The following is an 18,229-nucleotide window of genomic DNA, read 5'->3' as shown; positions in this document are numbered from 1 at the left end:
AGGGCCGACCGGGCCCTGCCGCACAGCGACGAGGACCCCCTACGCCTGCCCCGGCCTCTCGCCCTGGGCGAGGTCGAACCCCACGTCCACGACTCCCTCGACGGCCAGCACCAGCCGCGCGGCCACGGGGACCAGGGCGGCGTCGCGGACCCGCCCTGTCAGTGTGGCGACTCCGTCGTGCACGTCCACATGGATTCTGGAGGTCGGCAGTGGGAAGAGGTACGACACGATTTCCCGCCGAACCTCCTCGGCGATGTCCTCGTCGTCGCGCAGGAAGACCTTGAGCAGGTCGGCGCGGCTGATCACGCCCTCCAGCAGCCCGGCCTCGTCGACGACGGGCAGCCGCTTGACCTTCTCGCGAGCCATGATCCGTGCAGCCTCGGCCAGGGTGGCGTTCGCCGGGACCGTGATCGCGGGGGAGGACATCAGGTCCCCCGCGGTCAGTGCGCCGGCCTTCGTCACCTCGGCGGGGCGCAGCAGCGCGTAGCCCTTCTCGGGGCTGTCCCGGAGTTCTTCCGTGGGCAGCAGGTCGGCCTCGGAGACCACACCGACGACCCGGCCCTCGCCCTCGAGTACGGGCAGGGCGCTGACCCGCCGCTCCTGCATCATGCCGACGATGTCCTTGAACGAGGCCCACCGGCCGACGGAGACGACCGTGCGGGTCATGACATCGCTGACGATGTGCGGGCTGCTGAACATGATGCCTCCGTATGGCCGTCGGTGGGCGTTCCTGCCGACTTCCAGCATGTGCCGGTACGACGACCTGCGACAGGGCCCCTCGGTCCCCGGCCGGGCCGTTCGGCCTCTGCCCCGGCCTGTCGCCGCGCCGCCACGCTGGAACCGGATGCGTTGCCCAGGAGGTGGAGACGATGTCCCGACCCCTCACCGTAGGCCTCGTGGACTCGCCCGAGAGCCGGGCTGCCGGCGCTGTGGTACCAGAGTCTGCCTGACCTCGACCGGCGCGTCCTCCAGCCGCCGGCGTCGAACGACTGTGGTGCGGACGCCGGTGCCATGGTCGGCCGCGGTCTCGCCCAACAGTGTGTGGCGAGGGCCGTGTCCACAGGCCTCAGGCCCTGCCCGTGGTCCCGGCGGTCCCGGCCGCCCCCCTGCGTGGGTGGATCGGGTCTCCCCGGCCGCCCGACTGCCGCCCTGGCCCGCTGCTGTGCCGTCGTCGACGCTACGAGCCGAAGCGCGGCTCGGAAACGGCCGGTAGGGCCGACCGGATCCGGACGAGGGCCACCAAGGGCATCGGGACCGGGCGCGGGCGGGCGCCGACCGACCGGCCGCGAGGGCCGGTCGGCCCAAGCGGAGCCTGTCGCACAGCCCGCACTCTTGAAGGTGCGGGGCCCTTCCGGCACCGCGCCGGGGCCCGGCCCGACCTCCCTGTCGGGCGCACCGGAACGGGGTCCCGGGACAGACCGAAGAGAGGGGCGTCATGAAAGGCTTCGTCTTCCACGGTCCCGGGCAGGCGTTCTGGGAAGAAGTCGCGGATCCCGGGATCAAGGAGCCGACCGACGCGATGGTGAAGGTCGGCGTCGTGACCATCTGCGGGACGGACCTGCACATCCTCAAAGGGGACGTGCCCGAGGTCCGTCCGGGCACGGTACTGGGTCATGAGGCCGTCGGTGAGATCGTCGAGACCGGCGGCGACGTGCGCACGGTGCGACCGGGCGACCGGGTGCTGATGTCGTGCATCTCCGCCTGCGGCCGCTGCTCCTACTGCCGGGACAGCAGCTACGGTCAGTGCCGGGGCGGCGGTGGCTGGATCCTGGGCCACCTGGTCGACGGGACCCAGGCCGAGTACGTGCGGGTGCCCTTTGCCGACCTGTCCGTGTACCCGCTGCCCGGCACGGTCCGCAGTGAGGACGCCGTGCTGTTGGCGGACATCTTCCCCACCTCGTACGAGGTGGGCGTCCTCAACGGCCGGGTGCGTCCCGGAGACACGGTGGTCATCGTCGGTGCCGGCCCGATCGGGCTCGCGGCGATCGCCACGGCCCGCCTGTTCGCGCCGGCGCGGATCGTCGTGGTGGATCTGGCGCCCGCCCGCCTGGAGGCCGCCCGGCGGCTCGGCGCGGACGCGGTGGCGGACGCGCACGAGGCTCCGCGCCAGCTGGTGGCGGATCTGACCGACGGGCTCGGCGCGGACGTGGTGATCGAGGCGGTCGGGGTCCCGGAGAGTTTCGAGCTGTGCACCCGCATGGTCCGTCCCGGCGGGCACGTGGCGAACATCGGCGTGCACGGCGGGCCGGCCACGCTGCACCTGGAAGAGCTGTGGAGCAAGAACGTCACGATCACGACCGGACTGGTCGACACGTACTCAACCCCCACGCTGCTGCGGATGGCCGCCGCCGGCCGACTGCCCACCGCGGAGCTGGTCACCCACACCTTCCCGCTGGACCTGATGGAGGAGGCGTACGAGATCTTCTCCCGGGCCGCCGAGACGGGCGCGCTCAAGGTGGTGCTCGGCGGGGAGCAGCACGAAGTGGCCGTGCCCACGGCCTGACGAGACAAGGTGACCGATCATGACCGAACGAGCGAGGGCGAGCGTGACGACGGACGCGTCCGTCGAGGTCGCCACGGGGGCGCCGTTGGGCGATCTGGGCCGTCGGCTCGTCGCCCGGCGGGTGAAGCTGCGCCTGACACGACGCCAGGTGGCGGCACGAGCCGGGATGGCGGTCAGTTATCTCGGGTACCTGGAGGAGCATCCGGGGGCCACACCGGCCATCGATGCGCTGACGAGGCTGGCCGAGGTACTGGAGACCACGGTCACCGAACTCACCGGCGGCGCCGCCGACCTGCCACCCGGAACCGGACGCGCCGGGCACGCACCGGAGTTCACCACGATGCGTCCCGGCGAGTGCCGCACACTCCTGGCGGCCCACGCAGTGGGAAGGCTCGCGGTCCCCACGGAATCCGGGCCGGTGATCGTGCCCGTCAACTACAGCATGGTGGACGGTGCCGTCGTCTTCCGGACCGCCCGAGGGGCCACCCCCTCCCTGGCCGACGGCTGCCAGGTCGCCTTCGAGGTCGACCGCATCGACGACGCGTTCAGCCAGGGCTGGAGCGTTCTGGCCCGTGGACCGGCACACGTCGTCACGGACCCCCACGAGCAGCGCCGGCTCACGGAACGGGCGCACAGCGAACCCTGGGCAGGGGGCTTTCGCAGCCTGTGGATCCGCATCGGTCCCCTCGTCGTCTCCGGACGACGGATCACCGTGTGAGGGGGCGCACTGGGTGGTACGGCAGGGGCTCCAACAGCTCTTGAATACGGTTCAGTTCGTCGGTGTCGGTCACCAGGCGCGCGTATCCCGTGACGACGACGCTCCAGCCCAGGCGCGTGTCCGGGTCGATGGCGTCGGCTTCATAGGCGACGACGACACCGGTGCCGGCGGCATGCCGGGCCTGGGAGGTCAGGGCCGCGCCCTCGTGGGTGCGGATGACGACGTCGCCGCCGTCCAGGACATGGTTGACCGGGCGGGCGGTGGGCAGCGCATGTTCGGTGAAGACGATCCTCCCCAGGGATGCGCCTGCGCCCCGAGTCGTCATTGCGGATCATGGCCGCGTTCCCTCTCCGGTACCGGTGCTCATCTGCTGTCGCTGAAGTCCGCACTGCTCAGCGCGGCCCGGCCGGCCTCCAGGCGGGCCACCGGGACCCGGAACGGCGAGCAGGAGACGTAGTCCAGTCCGGCGGCGTGGAAGAAGTGGATCGAGTCGGGGTCGCCGCCGTGCTCGCCGCAGACGCCGCCCTGCAGTCCGGGGCGGGTGGCTCGGCCCTCCTCGACGGCGATCCGGACCAGCCGGCAGGTGGACGTCGTCGGGGCCTCGCGGGCGTCCTTCAGCAGGGCCATGGCCTCGGCGAACAGCGTCGGATCGACACCCATGACGGTGCTGCCGTACATCTGGACGAGCCGTCGGTAGGAGTCCCAGGCGAAGCCTTCGCGCCCGGACACCTTGGCAAGACCGCGCCCGGAGGCGTCGTTCAGTCCGATGTCGAGGACCTTTCCATCATGTCGGGCATGGAGAACCGGGCCCCGGAGCGCACGGACACCAGCAGGGGATCGTCCGGCTGTCCCAGCCGCCGCCCGGTGGCGGTCTCCAGTGCGGTGGGCCGACCGGCCCCCGAGGCGTCGGCCTGCCTCAATGCCGGGGCCGAGGCATGGGTGGCCACGGCGGTGAAGTTCCGCCTTCCACGGCGGGCCGATACCGTGGAAGGCGAAGCGATCCGATGGGTCCGCGCCCGCGTACCGAGCGGCCAGGAGGAGCGTGGTGAACAGCCCCGAGGGTTTCCGCATGGCACTGCCACAACTGAAGCTGGACGACCTGCTCGATGAGCTGCAGGCACGTCTTGAAGCGGCGCGGGGCACCCGCGACCGGGTGCACAGCCTGCTGGAGGCCGTTCTGTCCGTCGGCCGGGAACTGGACCTGGAGCAGGCCCTGCACTCCATCGTGGAGACGGCCGCGGTCCTCGTGGACGCGGAGTACGCCGCCCTCGGCGTCATCGGCCCCGACGGCAGGACCCTGTCGGCCTTTCACACCGTCGGTGTGGCCGAGGAGGGGATCACCGCGATCGGTCCTTATCCCGAGGGTCACGGCATCCTCGGCGAGCTGATCCGTCACCCGCGGCCGCTACGGCTGGAGAAGATCTCCGAGCATCCGGCCTCCTACGGCTTTCCGCCCCACCACCCGCCCATGAACAGCTTCCTCGGGGTCCCGATCCGAGTGCGGGAGCAGGTCTTCGGCAATCTGTATCTGACCGAGAAGCGTGGCGGCGCGCGGTTCGAGGAGGAGGACGAGTCTTTGCTGTCGACGCTCGCCGTCGCCGCCGGCGTGGCGATCGACAACGCCCGCCTGTACGAGGACTCCCGGCTGCGCGAACGCTGGCTGCGGGCCAACGCCGACATCACCCACTGCCTGATGTCCGACAGCGCGCGCGCCGAGGCGCTGGACCTGATCGCGGAACGTGCCCGGGAGATCACGGGCTCGGCGCTGGCTGCGGTCGCGATGCCCGTGGAGGACACGAAGTCACTCACCGTGGAGATCGCGGTCGGCGTGGATGCGGAGGCACACCGAGGGCTGGTGCTGCCCCTGCACGAGAGCCTGATGGGACTGGCGTACACAGCCGCCGCTCCGGTCGCCAGCGACGACGTCACCCGTGACGCACGAATCTCTCAGGAACCCCCGCGCTTCAGCGGACTGGGCCCCGCTGTCGCCGTCCCCATCGGTACGGCAGAGGGCGGGACCCGAGGCGTGGTCCTGCTGGCGCGTGAGGCCGGCCGGACGGTGTTCTCGCAGAAGGAGACCGAGATGCTGCGGAGCTTCGCCGCGCAGGCCGCCATCGCGATGGAACTGACCGAACGCCGGCAGGACTCCGAGCAGATCGCGGTGCTCCAGGAGCGCGACCGGATCGCCCGGGACCTGCACGACCTGGCCATTCAGCGCCTGTTCGCCACCGGGATGACGCTGCAGAGCGCGGGCCGCTTCATCGAGCACCCGGAAGCCTCCGAACGGGTCCGGCGGGCCGTCGACGACCTGGACGAGACCATCAAGATCATTCGCTCGACCATCTTCGGCCTGCGGGCGCGCGAAGGTGCCAACGGAAGCGGACTGCGCGCCAGAGTCGTCGGCGTGGTGGGCGACGCCGTTCCCGTGCTCGGCTTCACCCCGAGCCTGCGCATGGAGGGCCTCGTCGACACCGACGTACCGCGCGACATCGGCGACCACGTCGTGGCCGTGCTCTCCGAGGCCCTCACCAACATCGCCCGGCACGCCCGCGCAGGCCGCGCGCAGGTCGTACTGACCACGGACGGCCGCGAAGCGGTCCTCGTCGTCTCGGACAACGGCGTGGGCATCCCGGCCGACGGTCGTCGCAGCGGACTGCGGAACATGGCCGAGCGGGCGGAACAGCTGGGCGGCCGCCTGGCCCTGTCCAGCCCCGACGGCGACGGTGCCAAGCTGGAGTGGCGGGTCCCGCTGCCCGCGGCCTAGGGACGACGGCACAGCTGGCGCTGCCGTGTGGTTCATGTGGCTGAACCACCACGCGATGTCACAGGGCTCGAGCTTGATACAGCCGTTCGACTTGTAGTCGTCGGGAAGGCCGGAATTCCTTCGTCGGGCCCGCCTGGGGCCGTGAACGGGCCACTCGGCCCATGCCTCGAGCGGGTCTGTGGCCGCAGGCTGAAGGTGTCGCAGACGGCATCCGAGCCACCGGAGAACGCCATGGACGGAATTCCGACCGTGAACGACGTGATGACCCGCACGGTCGTCGCCCTGCGCACGGGGGCGGCCTTCAAGGACATCGTGAAGACGATGCGCGAGTGGCGCGTCAGCGCCCTTCCGGTGCTGGACGGCGACGGGCGCGTCGTCGGCGTCGTCTCGGAGGCCGACCTGCTGCCCAAGGGAGGAGTACCGCGAGGGCGACGTGGGCCGCTACGGACAGGTGCAGCACCTTGCCGACGTCCGCAAGGCGGACGCGGTGACCGCCGCGGAGTTGATGACCGCCCCGGCCTTCACCGTGGCACCTGAAGCCACGCTCGGCCACGCCGCTCGCCTCATGACCCGCAGCAGGGTGAAGCGGCTGCCGGTCGTCGGGAGCGACGGTGCGCTGAAGGGCATCGTCAGCCGCTCCGATCTGCTGAAGGTCTTCCTGCGCCATGACGAGGACATCGCCGAGGAGGTGCGGCGGGAGGTCGTCGGCCGCCTCTTCGGCACCGGCCCGACAGCCCTGGGGGTCGAGGTGCACGACGGAGTCGTCACGCTCACCGGTCACGTCGACGACACGGCGCTCGTGCCGCTCGCCACGCTGCTGGCGCGGGCCGTACCGGGCGTCGTCGATGTCCACTGCGCCCTGACCGGACGCCGTCGTCACCCGGATCTCGATCCGGACCTGCCGGACCCCAGGCCCACAGCGTCCGCCTGACAGTGGCCGTCGGCAGGCGAGAGGAGGCGCGACGATGGCGCGGACACCTCCCACGACGGTGACACGCGTACGGCTGTGGCGGTGGCGGCGCAATCCGCTCCGGCGGCGCAGCGACGTCGCAGAGGCCTGGATCGTGCTCGTGGCATGGACACTCGCCGTTCTCGGTGGAGGCTTCGCGGGCGTGGTGGCGGCACAGGTCACGGACTCGGGGTTCGCCGCACGGCGGGCCGAGGTGCACGCCGTGTCCGCCGTCCTCACCGACGACGTGGCGAAGACCCCGACCGCCGCGTCAGGGGACGACCGCGGCCGGGTATGGGCCACCGTGCGCTGGACGGACCCGGGCGGCTCGCCGCACACGGGCCTGGTGAAGGTGTTCCCCGGCGCCCCGGACGGAACCCGGCTCACCGTGTGGACGAACCGTGCCGGCCGCGTGGTGTCCGAACCCGTCACGGGGACCGAGGCGACGTTCCAGGTGGTCCTGACCGGCGCCCTCGTCGCCCCGCTGGCCGGTGCGGCAGTGTGGGCCGCAGGCTGGGCCGGCCGCAGCCTGCTCATGCGGCGGCGCCTGGCCGAATGGGACGAGGAGTGGAAGCAGGCCGGACCCGAATGGCGGAGGTTCAGCGGGGGCAGGGGCTGATCGCGGCCCTTCCCCGGGGACTCGTCATCCGATCCCGGACGCCACCGTCCTGCCCTGTGGCGTCGTGGTCGGCTGCGGCTTCTTCACCCTCTTCCGGGAAATCCCCAGGAAGCGCCTCTCAGGCTGTCCAGGTCCGTTCGTGGTTCATCGGTTCAATCCGTGTCGGCCGCGGTCAGCCGGCAATTCACACCCACCACGCCCTCGACACCCCGCACCATGCGAACGGCCAGCGGAAGACGGGTGGCGTCCCCGGCGCCGATCCGGCCGGTCAGGGTCGCGACTCCTTCGCTGACGATGATGTGCACGGGCTCGACGGGTGCCGGGAAGAGGACGTCGACGATGTCGCGGCGGATCTCGTCGGCGAGGTCGTTGTCGGGGCGCAGGAACACCTTGAGCAGGTCCCCGCGGCTGACGACGCCTTCCAGCAGCCCCTCGGAGTTCACCACGGGCAGCCGTTTGACGTGCTTGATCGCCATGATGCGGGCCGCCTCGGCGAGTGTGGCGTCGGCGTGGACGGTGACGGCCGGGGTGCTCATCAGTTCCTCGGCTGTCACCGCGCCGGCCTTGGCCAGGTCGGACAGCCGGCGCAGCTGTGTGAGCCGGTCCGGATCGCTGTCCCGGAACTCCTCCTTCGGCAGCAGATCGGCCTCGGACACCACACCGATCACCCGGCCGTCGCCCTCCAGCACCGGCAAGGCGCTGACCTGCCACTGCGCCATGCGCTCGACGATGTCCTTGAACAGGGCGTTGCGGCCCACCGCGACGACGGCACGCGTCATCACGTCACTCACGTGGTGCGGACTGCCGGGCATGCTCGCCTCCTCGGAACGCCGGCGAGGCCCGGAAACGGTGGTCATGTCAGGCCTCCGCTGCCGTAGGGTGCGTAGAGATCCAGCAGCCGGACGCGGGAGGCGTGCAGCCGCTGGGCGACCACCCGGCCGACCCAGACCGCTGTCGCCCGGCCGAACTCGGCGTTCGTCCGGACCGCCTCGGCCTCGAACTCCCAGGCCCGCACCGGGCTCAGCGCTTCGGCGCCCAGGTGCCAGATGTACGGCGGGAAGTGCCAGGACCAGCCGACCAGTTCACCGTGGCCGAGGGATTCGACGACGGCGGGACGGCGGCCGGGGACGTGCAGGTCGAGGGCCACAGTCCCTGTACGCACGATCCAGAAGCGGTCCGCGCGCCGACCCTCCTCGAACAGACGGGTCCCGGCCTCGAAGGAGACCTGGTGGGCGGCCCGCATCAGCTGTTCACGATACTCGGCGGGGAGCGCCGCGTTCATGGTGGTGATGGCGGAGGTCATCGCACCGGCTCCCTTCGTGGTTCCTGATCCCAGCGTGCGCCCCTCACCGGCCATTCACCACGGGACGCCAGGCCCCACCCGCTGGATCCCTACCCCGCCTGTTCCGGCCCTCGCGAGGGACTCCGTGCACATCCGTGGTAGCGAGCGCCTCGTCCGGCGGGCCGTGCCCGCCGGCGACTCAGATGCTCCATCGGCGGGTTCTGGTTGTTCCGACTCCGGGATACGAGGGCCCAATGGCCCCCTCACATTGGCCCTACCGGCTCATGACGTGCGCCGTGGCTCGGATGAGGGTCAGGAGCAGATACCTGGCCGAGGCTCACCACCACCTGACCGTCCTGAGGAAAACCACCGGTGACGGTCAGGAGCAGATACCTGGCCGAGGCTCACCACCACCTGACCGTCCTGAGGAAAACCACCGGTGACGTTCTTGGGGCCGGCCGGCGCTGACTGGAGGAGGAAGCCGTGGATGAGAGACCCACCGTGGGTGGCCTGATGCAACGGGCGCCACACTCGATCAGCGAGGACGAGACGCTGCTGATGGCCTGGGAGGTGGTCGAGCGGTCCGGGCAGCGCCATCTGCCGGTGGTCCGGCAGGACGGCTGCTGCGCCGGTGTGCTGGACCGCGCCGAACTCGCCGTCGCCTGCGCGGCCCCAGCAGTGACACTGTCTCGCCGGAGAGTGCGCGACCTCGTGTACGGGCGTCGCACGGTCACGGTTCATCCGGAGGAATCGACGCTCCACGCGGCGGCCATGATGGCCGAAGAACAGGTGGACGCACTGCCGGTCACCGACCCGCACGGACGTCTGACCGGCCTGCTCACGGCGCAGGACTACGTGGCTGCTGCGGCCGGTCTGCACCCGCACACCGGACAGGCACAGGAGGCGTCGCACATAAGGGCTACGCTGCCAGGGCTGTCACCTTGCGGAACGGAGCCGCAACGCGGAATTCCCATTCCGTAGGCGCTTGCATGCTGCCCGGGAAGCGGCAGGACGAGGTCGTGCGACATCACCGTACTCGGGGAGCCGATCCTGCCGTCGCACCATGCGGCAGACCCCGTGGTCATCGGGGCTCGGCGGAGGGCAGGGCACCCTGGGCGTATATCGGCCGTATGGGTCGCACGCCGCTCCGAGACGCGGACACCGGGTGGCGGTAGTTCCCCACCTGCATGGATTCTCATCCCAAAGGACGTCCGTAAGGGAGAGGAGCCTTCATGGGAGTACGGTCCCGCGCCGCGCTCGCGCCGGTGCTGCGTGACGTCGACGCGGTCGTTCTCGACACCGACGGGGTGATCACCGACTCGGCCCGGCTGCACGCGGCTGCCTGGAAGGCGGCTTTCGACGCCTTCGTCAGCGAGCACCCACCCGAGGATCCCATGCAGCGGCGCCCGTTCGACACCCGCGACGACTACCTGCGGTACGTGGACGGCAGGTCCCGGCTCGATGGCGCCGCCGCGTTCCTTGCGTCACGCGGCCTCGCCCCGTCGTCGGAGGCGGCTCGCGCGGTGGCGGCGGTGAAGGAGCGCTTGTTCACCGAGCACCTGCGCGCGCACGGCGTCCGAGCCTATCCGGGCACTGTACGGCTGGTACGGGTCCTGCGTCGGGCAGGAATTCCCGTCGCCGCGGCCTCCGCATCGCGACACGCCCGGGAGCTCCTCACCCTCGCCGGTGTGCTGGACCTCTTCGATGTGCTGGTCGACGGCGGCGAGGCGACTCGGCTCGGGTTGGCGGGCAAGCCGCAGCCCGACCTCTTTCTGGAGGCGGCCCGACGGCTGGGCGTCCCGGCCGAGCGCACCGCGGTCGTGGAGGACGCCCTGGCCGGCGTCGAGGCCGGCTGCCGCGGACACTTCGCCGTCGTCGTGGGCGTGGACCGCGCGGGCGGTACGGACACCGGGGAGAGACTGCTGCGGTACGGCGCCGACATCGTCGTACACGATCTCGGAGAACTGTTCGAAGGGGGACCGGCACAGTGACGTGCCGTCGTCCCGCGGCGGCCGTGTGCGGCTCAGAGGCTCGCGGTGTGATCGGGGACGTACGTCTGCAGATCGCGCGGAGGCCGCTCGTATCCGGTCGACGGCGGCCGAGGAGGCAGTTCGAGAACCGGCGGTGGTACCTCGTGGTACGGCACGGAGTCCAGCAGGTGGGCGATCATGTTGAGGCGCGCCCGGTGTTTGTCGTCGCTCTCGACGACGTACCAGGGCGCCTCGGCGATGTCGGTGTGGACCATCATCTCGTCCTTCGCCCGTGAGTACGTCTCCCAGCGGGTGATCGACTCCAGGTCCATCGGCGACAGTTTCCAGCGGCGCAGCGGATCTTTCAGCCGGCGCCGGAACCGCTCCTGCTGCTCGGTGTCGCTCACCGAGAACCAGTATTTGCGCAGCAGGATTCCGTCCTCCACCAGCATCCGCTCGAAGATCGGGCACTGCCGCATGAAGAGGTGGTACTCCTCCTTGGTGCAGAAGCCCATCACGTGCTCGACCCCGGCGCGGTTGTACCAGGACCTGTCGAACAGCACGATCTCCCCCGCGGCCGGCAGATGCTCCACGTACCGCTGGAAGTACCACTGTGTGCGCTCGCGGTCGGTCGGCTTCGGGAGTGCCGCGATCCGCGCCACCCGCGGATTGAGACGCTCGGCGACCCGCTTGATGGCGCCCCCCTTGCCTGCCGCGTCCCGTCCCTCGAAGACGACGACCAGTCGGGCGCCCTCCGCCCGCACCCACTCCTGCAGCTTCACCAACTCGGTCTGCAGATGCAGCAGTTCCTTCTCGTACGTTGCGCGCGGCAGGTGTGCCGCCTTCTTGCCGGCCATGCCGCTCCACCGCCTGCCGAGTCGGAACGTCGCCCACGACCAAGGTCGAACATTAGGACACCGTCATAGGGTCCGACGAGGAACGCTACGCCACCGCGGCAGGCCCTGGGTAGCCGCCACGCGCGTCCGCCATCGTGGCCAGGGCGAGTGCGAAACGGACGCGTTCGAGCCCTCTGGCCGGACTCGGATGAGCCCGCCATGTCGTCGCGATCAGTTCCGAGGCTCGCCGCAGCAGGAAGCACCCTGGTGAAAGGATCCCGTGTTCCTGCCGTTGACCTGGGAACACGGAACTGCGGCCAGAGCTTTGAAAATGGCCGGGGCTGCTCCTCGCCCCGCTTGCTTGGTCTTTGACCTGTCTGGGGAGGATGGGGGCGGAGAGCGGTCCTTGATCACCAGAATGCGGGTTTTGGTCATGCCTGATCATTGGCGGATGGATCGGATCGGGCCTGCACGGCCCCGGTGGTGAGTGTGGGGCGCGGGCCGTTGGCTTGATCGGTCCGTGAGCCTTGATCATTGCCGAACCTGCTGATTGGTTGGCCGGCATGACCGAACTCGGACCCGTCGCCTGGCCGCCTGACCCGATCAAGACCGAGCGGCTCGTGCTCCGAGAGCCGGAGGCCCGGGACCGTGCGGCGTTCATCGAGCTGCTGGCGTCGCCAGAGGTGCACGCCTACCTTGGCGGACCCCGGCCACGTGACGAGCTTGAGCGCGAGATGCCCGAGGTGCCCGGGCGGCGGCCGGGAAGTTTCGTCGTTGATCTCGACGGGGCGATGATCGGCCAGATCCTGCTCACGAGGGCAACGGAGCATCGCTGCCCTGCTGCTGTGGGGAAGGCCGATCTCGGCTACCTGTTCCTGCCGCGGGCGTGGGGATTCGGGTATGCCGCCGAGGCGTGCGCGGCGGCGCTCAATTGGTTCGACGGCGTCCTTCTCGGCGAGCCGGTGGTGCTCACCACCCAGACCGCCAACGTCGGCTCGATGCGACTCGCGGCAAAGCTGGGGTTCACCGAGGTGGAGCGGTTCCAAGCCTGGGACGCCGAGCAGTGGCTCGGCTTGCGCTCCCCGGTCACGCCGTCCGCTTGAGCTCGTGCTCGACGGCGCGGAGCCCCAACGCGAAAACTGGTCGCAGGGGGGACAGTCCCGGAGGGCCGTCGGTGCCAGGAGGTCGACGGTTGCCGGGGCTGCTGGCTGCGGGGCGGGCGGGAAGGGCCCGGGGGTGTTCGACCAGGCGGCGTGCTCGTTCTTCGTCGCGGGTCCGGGTGCGTTGTCTCTCCGGCTCGCGACGGCATTTGGGGGAGCAGCAGATCTGGCGCAGTCGGGGGTTCGCGGTGATGACGCCCTCGCAGACCGGGCAGGTGCGGGCGACCAGGGCGGCGGGAGCGCGTCGGTGGGCAGCGCGCTTGCAGCGGGGAGAGCAGTGGATCTGCCTCGAGTTCGGGAGGAACTCTGTTTCGCAGTATGGGCAGTTGGCGGGCCTGTTGCCGAGCTGTTCGTCGTTGCGAGTGAGGTCAGGAGACACGCGCGTCGACTCCCCTGCGCATGGCGTCGGCATCGTTCTGGTGGCCGCGAAGTCGGTAGGGGGTCCGTCGGTCCCGACGGCGGCGGCTCGGCGCAGGAGCCATCACCGGCTTCGGCGCCCGGCAGGTTGACGGCTCGCAGGAATCGGGCCCTCGCGTGGGCACGGGAAAGCCGCTTTCGGTGGGAGGGAGAGGGCTGTGCCAGGTCCGTGGTGCGGCCGTTCAGGGCCGATGGCCCAGCGTCACTCGCCTGTGGCTGCCCTTTCGTCGCAGACCTTGCAGCCCGCCCGGAGTCCGGGATCCCGGGCGAGCTGCATCGATGCGGTGGTTGTCAGTGATCGGACGGCAGCGTGCTGCCGGAGTGGTCGAGGACGTTGCCGTTGGAGCAGTTGTTCTTGTGGTTGCCGGTCCAGTCGCTCAGGGCGGGCACCACCGCAAATTCCTGGATGCACACGTCGGATGCCGTGAAGTTCCAGTTGTTCGTCGCGTTGACCCCGCTGCCGAAGTTGCTGTCGTTGTCGGCGAAGGCGGGCGTGGCGGCAGAAAGGGCCGCGGCGGCCAGCAGGCCGCAAGTGATGATCTTTCGCATGCCCCGTGAACGCGTCCCGCCTGCGCAGGTCACGCGGTAGACGGCCGAATGAGAGACGCTGTGTTGCCGGGTCCCATCAACGTTGACGTAGGCGTCAAGGCCGAGCCCGGGCTGCGGACGGGCCGCAGTTGACGGCTCCACCGGCCCGCGTACGACCGACGTGGGCAGGTCCGGGGCGCGGGCGACCGTGAAGGTGCCGTTTGCGGCCTTTGGCCTTCTTTGCGCCGTCGAAGCCCCTGCTCGCGGCGGGCACTGATGCGGCGGCCTTGACCGACTGCGCGTCGATGATCCCGGCGGTCGGCTCTCGGTCCCGGCCGGCGGCCTGGCGGACCCGGTCCCGCAGCCGGTCGTGGAACTCGGCGACCAGGCCCGCGTCGCGCCACCGTCGGAAGAAGGCGTAGACGCGATCCCACTCGGGGAAGTCCGCCGGCATCGCCCGCCAGGTGATACCGCCAGCGACCAAGTAGCGCACTGCGTCGACCATCTGACGGCGGCAGTAGCCCTCCGGCTGCCCACCCCGGCCTTCTAGCCAGGCAGGGACGGGCATCGCGTCGCGCACGACGGCCCACTCCGCATCGCTCATGTCGGACGGATACGTCGGTCGCCTGTACGGTCGGTCGCCGGCATTCCCGAACCGATGAGCAAGGCAATCACACTCAGGTGAAGCCGAGTTGGCGCCAGCCGGTGCGAGGGCATGGAACAGCGACAACAGGACCTCCTGGTGTGCTCAAGGTTTCAACAACCCCGAGCTGCACCAGAGGCCCTGTCTTCATGCACGGACAGACCGAAGATCGCCCGACCGAGCCGCCGCATTCGAACCCATGCTCACCAAGATCGTTATGACAACGGCTTCTGAGGGCAGCGAAGCCAATCAGGTCTCGCTCGGCGCAGGCGAGAAGACGGCGGAGCTCGGTGACGGACACCTCGGCGTGGGGGACCGGACGGCCGACCATCGCGGCCGCGACGACGTCATCGGAGAAGGTCTCTCTCCAACCTTGACCGTGCCCGCGGCTCGGCGGCCTGGCTGGTGGGGGTGAGCGAGGGTTTCGTGGGTGATCGTCGGTAGGCTGCGGTGGTGCGTACGGTCGAGCTTCTGTTGGATGAGGCGTCGGAGGTGGCGGTTCGTGAGGCCTGGCGGCGGCTCGCGGACGCGGGGCTGCCCAGTCAGGCGCGTCACCGCTCACCGACGAACAGCCCGCACCTCACCCTGGCCGCCTGCCCGGAGCTGACCGCCCCGATCCGCTGGGAGCTCGCCGAGGTGGCTGCCGCCCTGCCGTTGCCCGTGCGGTTCACCGGCGTGGTCCGCTTCGAGCGGCCGACCTCGGTACTGGCTTGGGCACTGGATCCCGACTCCGTGCTGGCCGGCTTGCACCGCCGGGTGTGGGAGGCGGTGGCCTCGGACAGCCCGCCCGAGACCCTCAACCCCTTCCATGAACCCGGGCGCTGGAGCCCGCACGTCACCCTCGGCCGTACCCGGCGCCCTGGTGCCTTCACCGGCCGACGGATCCCCGAACTGCTGCCGGCCCCGCCGCTGTCGGTCCAACTCGTCACCCTGCGCAGCTACGACACCGACACCGGCGCCGTGGAGGTGCTGGAGCCACGCTCCTGAGGCGCCCCCGACGCCGACCGGTCAACGCACCGGGGCCGTTCGGTCTGCCGTGGCGAGAGGGGAAACGCCCTTACGGGCACGGCGTGTTGAAGACTGCGGCGACCTGCCTGAAGGGCTTCTACCTTGAGCCCTTCCAACCTCAGGCTCGGTGGAGCAGCATGGTCGGCGTGGTCGCGTCCAGCACCTGCTGCAACACCTGGTGTGCGATGCGGTCGTAGTCGCCGGCGCGGAGCACGCTGGAGTGGAACTCGGCGCGAACGTCGTCGGCCAGAAACTCGCCCATCGACTCGTGCATGAGCATCAGGAAGTGCCGCTTGGGCGCCCAGCGGACGTCCGGGAAACAGGCCCGGTTCTGCTGCTCCAGCCGCTGCGCCCAGTCAGAGCCGAACACTTCGTAGACCCCGTAGGCCAGGCCGCGGGCCAGCGGATGGCCCTCCTGCGCTTCGTCATTGGGGTAGCCGAAGATACTCTGGGTGCATGCGACGAAGGTGACGTCAAGCACGCCGAGGTCGTTCATGACGGGCATGAGCACGTGGCAGCCGTGCTCGTCCATCAGGAGCTGGCCGCCGCCAGTGGTCGTGAGGTCGTGCCCGAGGTCCAGCTCGACGGTGCGCGGACTTTCTTCCTGCAGCACGCATGACTCCATAACACTTGCGGCCGGATCGGACGCCAGTGGGATGCCTCCAACTTGGCCGAGCAGCTGGCTAGTTGGCGCGGGGACGGTGTCCGCATGAGGTGAAGCGCCTGGTAGATGGGTTGTCGACCGAGATCAACCTGCTGCCTGGAGCTTCACGTGCTTGTCTACCCATCGGGGATCGATCTGTCCAACTCGCCCCTGCCGTACCTCTCCCGCCTGCTGGTCACCCGGCGTCAGAAGCGCGGCACTCGGTGGCGCCGGCTCCGCGCGGGCCGGCAGGTCCTGCCGGTTCTGGCCCACCTGCGCTGCGGCCACACCTGCGCCCAGTTCGCGGCCGGTTCGGCGTCGAGATCGCCACCGTTGACCGCCACATCACCGAAGCGGTCGAGGTCCTGGCCTCCGCCGCCCCGGACCTCGCCACAGCCGTAGGCACCGCCGCGCACAAGGCGTTCGTGATTCTCGACGGTCACCCTGCTGCCCATCGACCGGGTCGCCACCGACCGGCCCTACTACTCCGGGAAGCACAAGAAGCACGGCACGAACGTGCAAGTCTTTGCCGATCCGTTCGGCCGGTTGCTGTGGGCGTCGCCGGCATGGCCAGGGTCATGGCCACTCTCAAGTCCTGGCGGATACTCCGCAAACTTAAGGCCGCCCATGTGTGTATCTCGCAGGGCAGAGCCACAATGACCGCATGGAGCCAGACCGGCCAGCATGCCGGCCGCACCGACCTGCCGCTGACCGAGGCGGGGGAGAACGTGGCGCGTGCGCTCGCACCTCGGCTGGCCGAACGGGAGTTCGCCGCCGTCTACAGCAGCCCGCTGACTCGCGCCGTGCGGACCGCCGAACTGGCGGGGCTGAGCGGCGCGGAGCCCGACACCGACCTGATCGAGTGGGACTACGGCCGCTATGAGGGGCTGACCGCCGAGCAAATCCAGGAGCTCAATCCCGGCTGGGAGCTGTGGCGCGACGGCGTCGACGCCGGCGAGGACCTCGGGCACGTGACGGTGCGGGTCGACGCCTTCCTCGGCCGGGTCCGGCCGCTGCTGGACAAGGGCGACGTGGCCGTCGTTGCCCACGGCCACCTGTCACGCATCCTCACCGCGCGCTGGCTGGGGCTCGACGCGTCGGCCGCGCGGCAGTTCGGGCACCCGCATCCGGGGACGATCAGCACGCTGGGTTACGAGCACGAGCTGCCAGTCGTGCTCGGGTGGAACGTACCGTAATGGCGGCTGCCCCTACCCCGTCCAAGGTGTAGCTACTGGCGTGTCAGGCGACGTTCGCCCGGGCGACCACCCGCCGCGGTCGGGGATCGGTGGCGTGGTTGTTGCGCCAGATGATGTAACGGCGGATCATGCTGGCCTGTGCCTTGTGGCTGGGGCGGTCGGTGCCGTCCAGGGCGAAGTAGCGCAGCGCGGTGAACTGGGCCTCGATTCGGTTGAGCCATGAGCTGTTGGTCGGGGTGTAGGCGATCTCGACGTTGTTGGCAGCGGCCCAGTCTCCGACGCGGGCGTCCTTCCTCGTGGTCAGGTGCGGGCTGAAGTTGTCGCAGAGGATCACTATTCGAGCGGTCGGCGGGTGCAGGGTGCGTAGGTAGCGGCAGAACTCCGGGAACTGCACTCGCTTCGTTGGGGGCTTGACGTGCCCGAACAGCTTGTCGTCGATGAGGTTGAAGGCGGCGAACAGGTGCCGGACGCCGTCGTTGCGGTTGTAGGTCGCTCGGCGCCGGGGGCGCGGGTCCCGGTCGGGATCGGCGTCCTTGCCGCTGCTCGCGGCCCAGTGCCGGCCGGGGTGCGGCTTCAGGTTCATCGGCCCGAACTCGTCCAGGCACCAGATCACCGTCGGTTCGTCTTCCTCGGGCACGACCTCGTCGTCGGCGATCGCGTACAGGTGCTCCACCCTGGCCTTCTTCGCCTCGTACTCCGGATCACGGGAGGTCTTCCAGGTCTTTATCCGTTGAAACGAGACGCCTTCGTCACGGAGCAGGACTCTCAGGCCCTCGGGGGAGATGTCGTCGACAACCCCCTCGGCCTGAACCCGCTCGGCCATGCCGAACAGTGTCCCGCGACGACACCGGCCGAGAACCGAACCCGACCATCGCGTCACCAACTAGCAGGCGAACGTTGCCTGCCGCGGCAGTAGTAGTGCTTAGTGGTCGGCTCCGGAAGTCCTTCGGGGGTTGATCAAGCTGCTGGCGCGGCGGAGCGCACGCTGCTTCA

The 18,229-nt window shown here is 70.0% G+C and carries 18 protein-coding genes and 5 pseudogenes; 12 read left to right on the top strand and 11 right to left on the bottom strand.

The genetic code is table 11. The features are described 5' to 3' along the window. Positions 1-39 precede the first annotated feature (39 nt). Positions 40-699: a CBS domain-containing protein gene (locus tag OIB37_RS01070; RefSeq protein WP_330455584.1), complete on the bottom strand. Its 660-nt coding sequence runs from the start codon at positions 697-699 to the stop codon at positions 40-42. Between the two features lie 736 nt (positions 700-1,435). Between OIB37_RS01070 and OIB37_RS01065 the strand changes: the two genes are divergently transcribed. Both OIB37_RS01065 and OIB37_RS01060 read left to right on the top strand, forming a co-directional pair. Continuing rightward, positions 1,436-2,503 (top strand): zinc-dependent alcohol dehydrogenase family protein, encoded by a 1,068-nt coding sequence (locus OIB37_RS01065; protein ID WP_330455583.1) that lies wholly within the window; start codon positions 1,436-1,438, stop codon positions 2,501-2,503. Between the two features lie 19 nt (positions 2,504-2,522). Then, positions 2,523-3,221, top strand: coding sequence for a helix-turn-helix domain-containing protein (locus OIB37_RS01060; protein WP_330455582.1), 699 nt, complete (start codon positions 2,523-2,525; stop codon positions 3,219-3,221). On the opposite strand, the pseudogene OIB37_RS01055 reads toward OIB37_RS01060, so the two are convergent. The 3 genes and pseudogenes from OIB37_RS01055 to OIB37_RS01045 all read right to left on the bottom strand — a co-directional run. Beyond that, a pseudogene (locus OIB37_RS01055) lies at positions 3,211-3,522 on the bottom strand (pyridoxamine 5'-phosphate oxidase family protein); the annotation flags it as partial. The gene OIB37_RS01060 and the pseudogene OIB37_RS01055 overlap by 11 nt on opposite strands. A gap of 62 nt (positions 3,523-3,584) precedes the next feature. Beyond that, complete coding sequence (locus tag OIB37_RS01050) at positions 3,585-3,752, bottom strand: putative PEP-binding protein (protein WP_443058247.1); 168 nt, start codon at positions 3,750-3,752, stop codon at positions 3,585-3,587. Between the two features lie 43 nt (positions 3,753-3,795). Beyond that, positions 3,796-4,105: pseudogene (locus tag OIB37_RS01045) on the bottom strand (pyruvate, phosphate dikinase); the annotation flags it as partial. Between the two features lie 185 nt (positions 4,106-4,290). Here OIB37_RS01045 and OIB37_RS01040 point away from each other — a divergent pair. From OIB37_RS01040 to OIB37_RS01030, 3 genes and pseudogenes are all read left to right on the top strand, one after another. Then, positions 4,291-5,985, top strand: coding sequence for a sensor histidine kinase (locus tag OIB37_RS01040; RefSeq protein WP_330461744.1), 1,695 nt, complete (start codon positions 4,291-4,293; stop codon positions 5,983-5,985). A gap of 231 nt (positions 5,986-6,216) precedes the next feature. Beyond that, positions 6,217-6,916 (top strand): annotated as a pseudogene (locus OIB37_RS01035) (CBS domain-containing protein). Positions 6,917-6,950: 34 nt separating this feature from the next. Continuing rightward, positions 6,951-7,553 (top strand): Rv1733c family protein, encoded by a 603-nt coding sequence (locus OIB37_RS01030; protein WP_330455581.1) that lies wholly within the window; start codon positions 6,951-6,953, stop codon positions 7,551-7,553. 152 nt (positions 7,554-7,705) lie between these two features. Here the strand turns inward: OIB37_RS01030 and OIB37_RS01025 are convergent, their stop codons facing one another. Continuing rightward, positions 7,706-8,365: a CBS domain-containing protein gene (locus OIB37_RS01025; RefSeq protein ID WP_330455580.1), complete on the bottom strand. Its 660-nt coding sequence runs from the start codon at positions 8,363-8,365 to the stop codon at positions 7,706-7,708. A 41-nt stretch (positions 8,366-8,406) separates the two neighbouring features. Beyond that, the gene (locus OIB37_RS01020; RefSeq protein ID WP_330455579.1) at positions 8,407-8,856 is read right to left on the bottom strand and encodes a cyclic nucleotide-binding domain-containing protein; all 450 of its coding nucleotides are present in this window, start codon (positions 8,854-8,856) and stop codon (positions 8,407-8,409) included. Between the two features lie 462 nt (positions 8,857-9,318). On the opposite strand from OIB37_RS01020, the gene OIB37_RS01015 reads away from it, so the two are divergent. Both OIB37_RS01015 and OIB37_RS01010 read left to right on the top strand, forming a co-directional pair. After that, the gene (locus OIB37_RS01015) at positions 9,319-9,816 is read left to right on the top strand and encodes a CBS domain-containing protein (RefSeq protein WP_330455578.1); all 498 of its coding nucleotides are present in this window, start codon (positions 9,319-9,321) and stop codon (positions 9,814-9,816) included. A 251-nt stretch (positions 9,817-10,067) separates the two neighbouring features. Next, positions 10,068-10,826: an HAD family hydrolase gene (locus OIB37_RS01010; RefSeq protein WP_330455577.1), complete on the top strand. Its 759-nt coding sequence runs from the start codon at positions 10,068-10,070 to the stop codon at positions 10,824-10,826. Between the two features lie 32 nt (positions 10,827-10,858). Here OIB37_RS01010 and ppk2 read toward each other — a convergent pair whose 3' ends face one another. Further along, positions 10,859-11,662 carry a polyphosphate kinase 2 gene (gene ppk2 / locus OIB37_RS01005; protein WP_330455576.1) on the bottom strand — a complete coding sequence of 268 codons (804 nt, stop codon included), beginning with the start codon at positions 11,660-11,662 and terminating at the stop codon, positions 10,859-10,861. A gap of 542 nt (positions 11,663-12,204) precedes the next feature. Between ppk2 and OIB37_RS01000 the strand changes: the two genes are divergently transcribed. Continuing rightward, positions 12,205-12,744: a GNAT family N-acetyltransferase gene (locus tag OIB37_RS01000; RefSeq protein WP_330455575.1), complete on the top strand. Its 540-nt coding sequence runs from the start codon at positions 12,205-12,207 to the stop codon at positions 12,742-12,744. Between the two features lie 765 nt (positions 12,745-13,509). Here OIB37_RS01000 and OIB37_RS00995 read toward each other — a convergent pair. Both OIB37_RS00995 and OIB37_RS00990 read right to left on the bottom strand, forming a co-directional pair. Next, positions 13,510-13,767, bottom strand: coding sequence for a hypothetical protein (locus tag OIB37_RS00995; protein ID WP_330455574.1), 258 nt, complete (start codon positions 13,765-13,767; stop codon positions 13,510-13,512). Between the two features lie 94 nt (positions 13,768-13,861). Further along, positions 13,862-14,350, bottom strand: a complete 489-nt coding sequence (locus tag OIB37_RS00990; RefSeq protein ID WP_330455573.1) for a transposase — start codon at positions 14,348-14,350, stop codon at positions 13,862-13,864. 238 nt (positions 14,351-14,588) lie between these two features. Here OIB37_RS00990 and OIB37_RS00985 point away from each other — a divergent pair, with 238 nt between their 5' ends. Both OIB37_RS00985 and OIB37_RS00980 read left to right on the top strand, forming a co-directional pair. Continuing rightward, positions 14,589-14,804: a hypothetical protein gene (locus OIB37_RS00985; protein WP_330455572.1), complete on the top strand. Its 216-nt coding sequence runs from the start codon at positions 14,589-14,591 to the stop codon at positions 14,802-14,804. Positions 14,805-14,881: 77 nt separating this feature from the next. Beyond that, positions 14,882-15,376: a 2'-5' RNA ligase family protein gene (locus OIB37_RS00980; RefSeq protein ID WP_330455571.1), complete on the top strand. Its 495-nt coding sequence runs from the start codon at positions 14,882-14,884 to the stop codon at positions 15,374-15,376. 139 nt (positions 15,377-15,515) lie between these two features. Here the strand turns inward: OIB37_RS00980 and OIB37_RS00975 are convergent, their stop codons facing one another. Continuing rightward, a complete protein-coding gene (locus tag OIB37_RS00975; RefSeq protein WP_330455570.1) occupies positions 15,516-16,010 on the bottom strand; it encodes a hypothetical protein in 495 nt (164 codons plus the stop codon). 159 nt (positions 16,011-16,169) lie between these two features. Here OIB37_RS00975 and OIB37_RS00970 point away from each other — a divergent pair. Continuing rightward, positions 16,170-16,619 (top strand): annotated as a pseudogene (locus OIB37_RS00970) (transposase family protein); the annotation flags it as partial. A 77-nt stretch (positions 16,620-16,696) separates the two neighbouring features. Next, positions 16,697-17,236: a histidine phosphatase family protein gene (locus OIB37_RS00965; RefSeq protein ID WP_330455569.1), complete on the top strand. Its 540-nt coding sequence runs from the start codon at positions 16,697-16,699 to the stop codon at positions 17,234-17,236. A gap of 43 nt (positions 17,237-17,279) precedes the next feature. Here the strand turns inward: OIB37_RS00965 and OIB37_RS00960 are convergent. Further along, a pseudogene (locus OIB37_RS00960) lies at positions 17,280-18,047 on the bottom strand (transposase); the annotation flags it as partial. Positions 18,048-18,229 lie beyond the last annotated feature (182 nt).

The organism is Streptomyces sp. NBC_00820 (assembly GCF_036347055.1).
Lineage (GTDB): Bacteria > Actinomycetota > Actinomycetes > Streptomycetales > Streptomycetaceae > Streptomyces.
The sequence above is the reverse complement of the archived record's forward strand: the minus strand, read 5'-3'. Positions and strand labels throughout refer to the sequence as shown.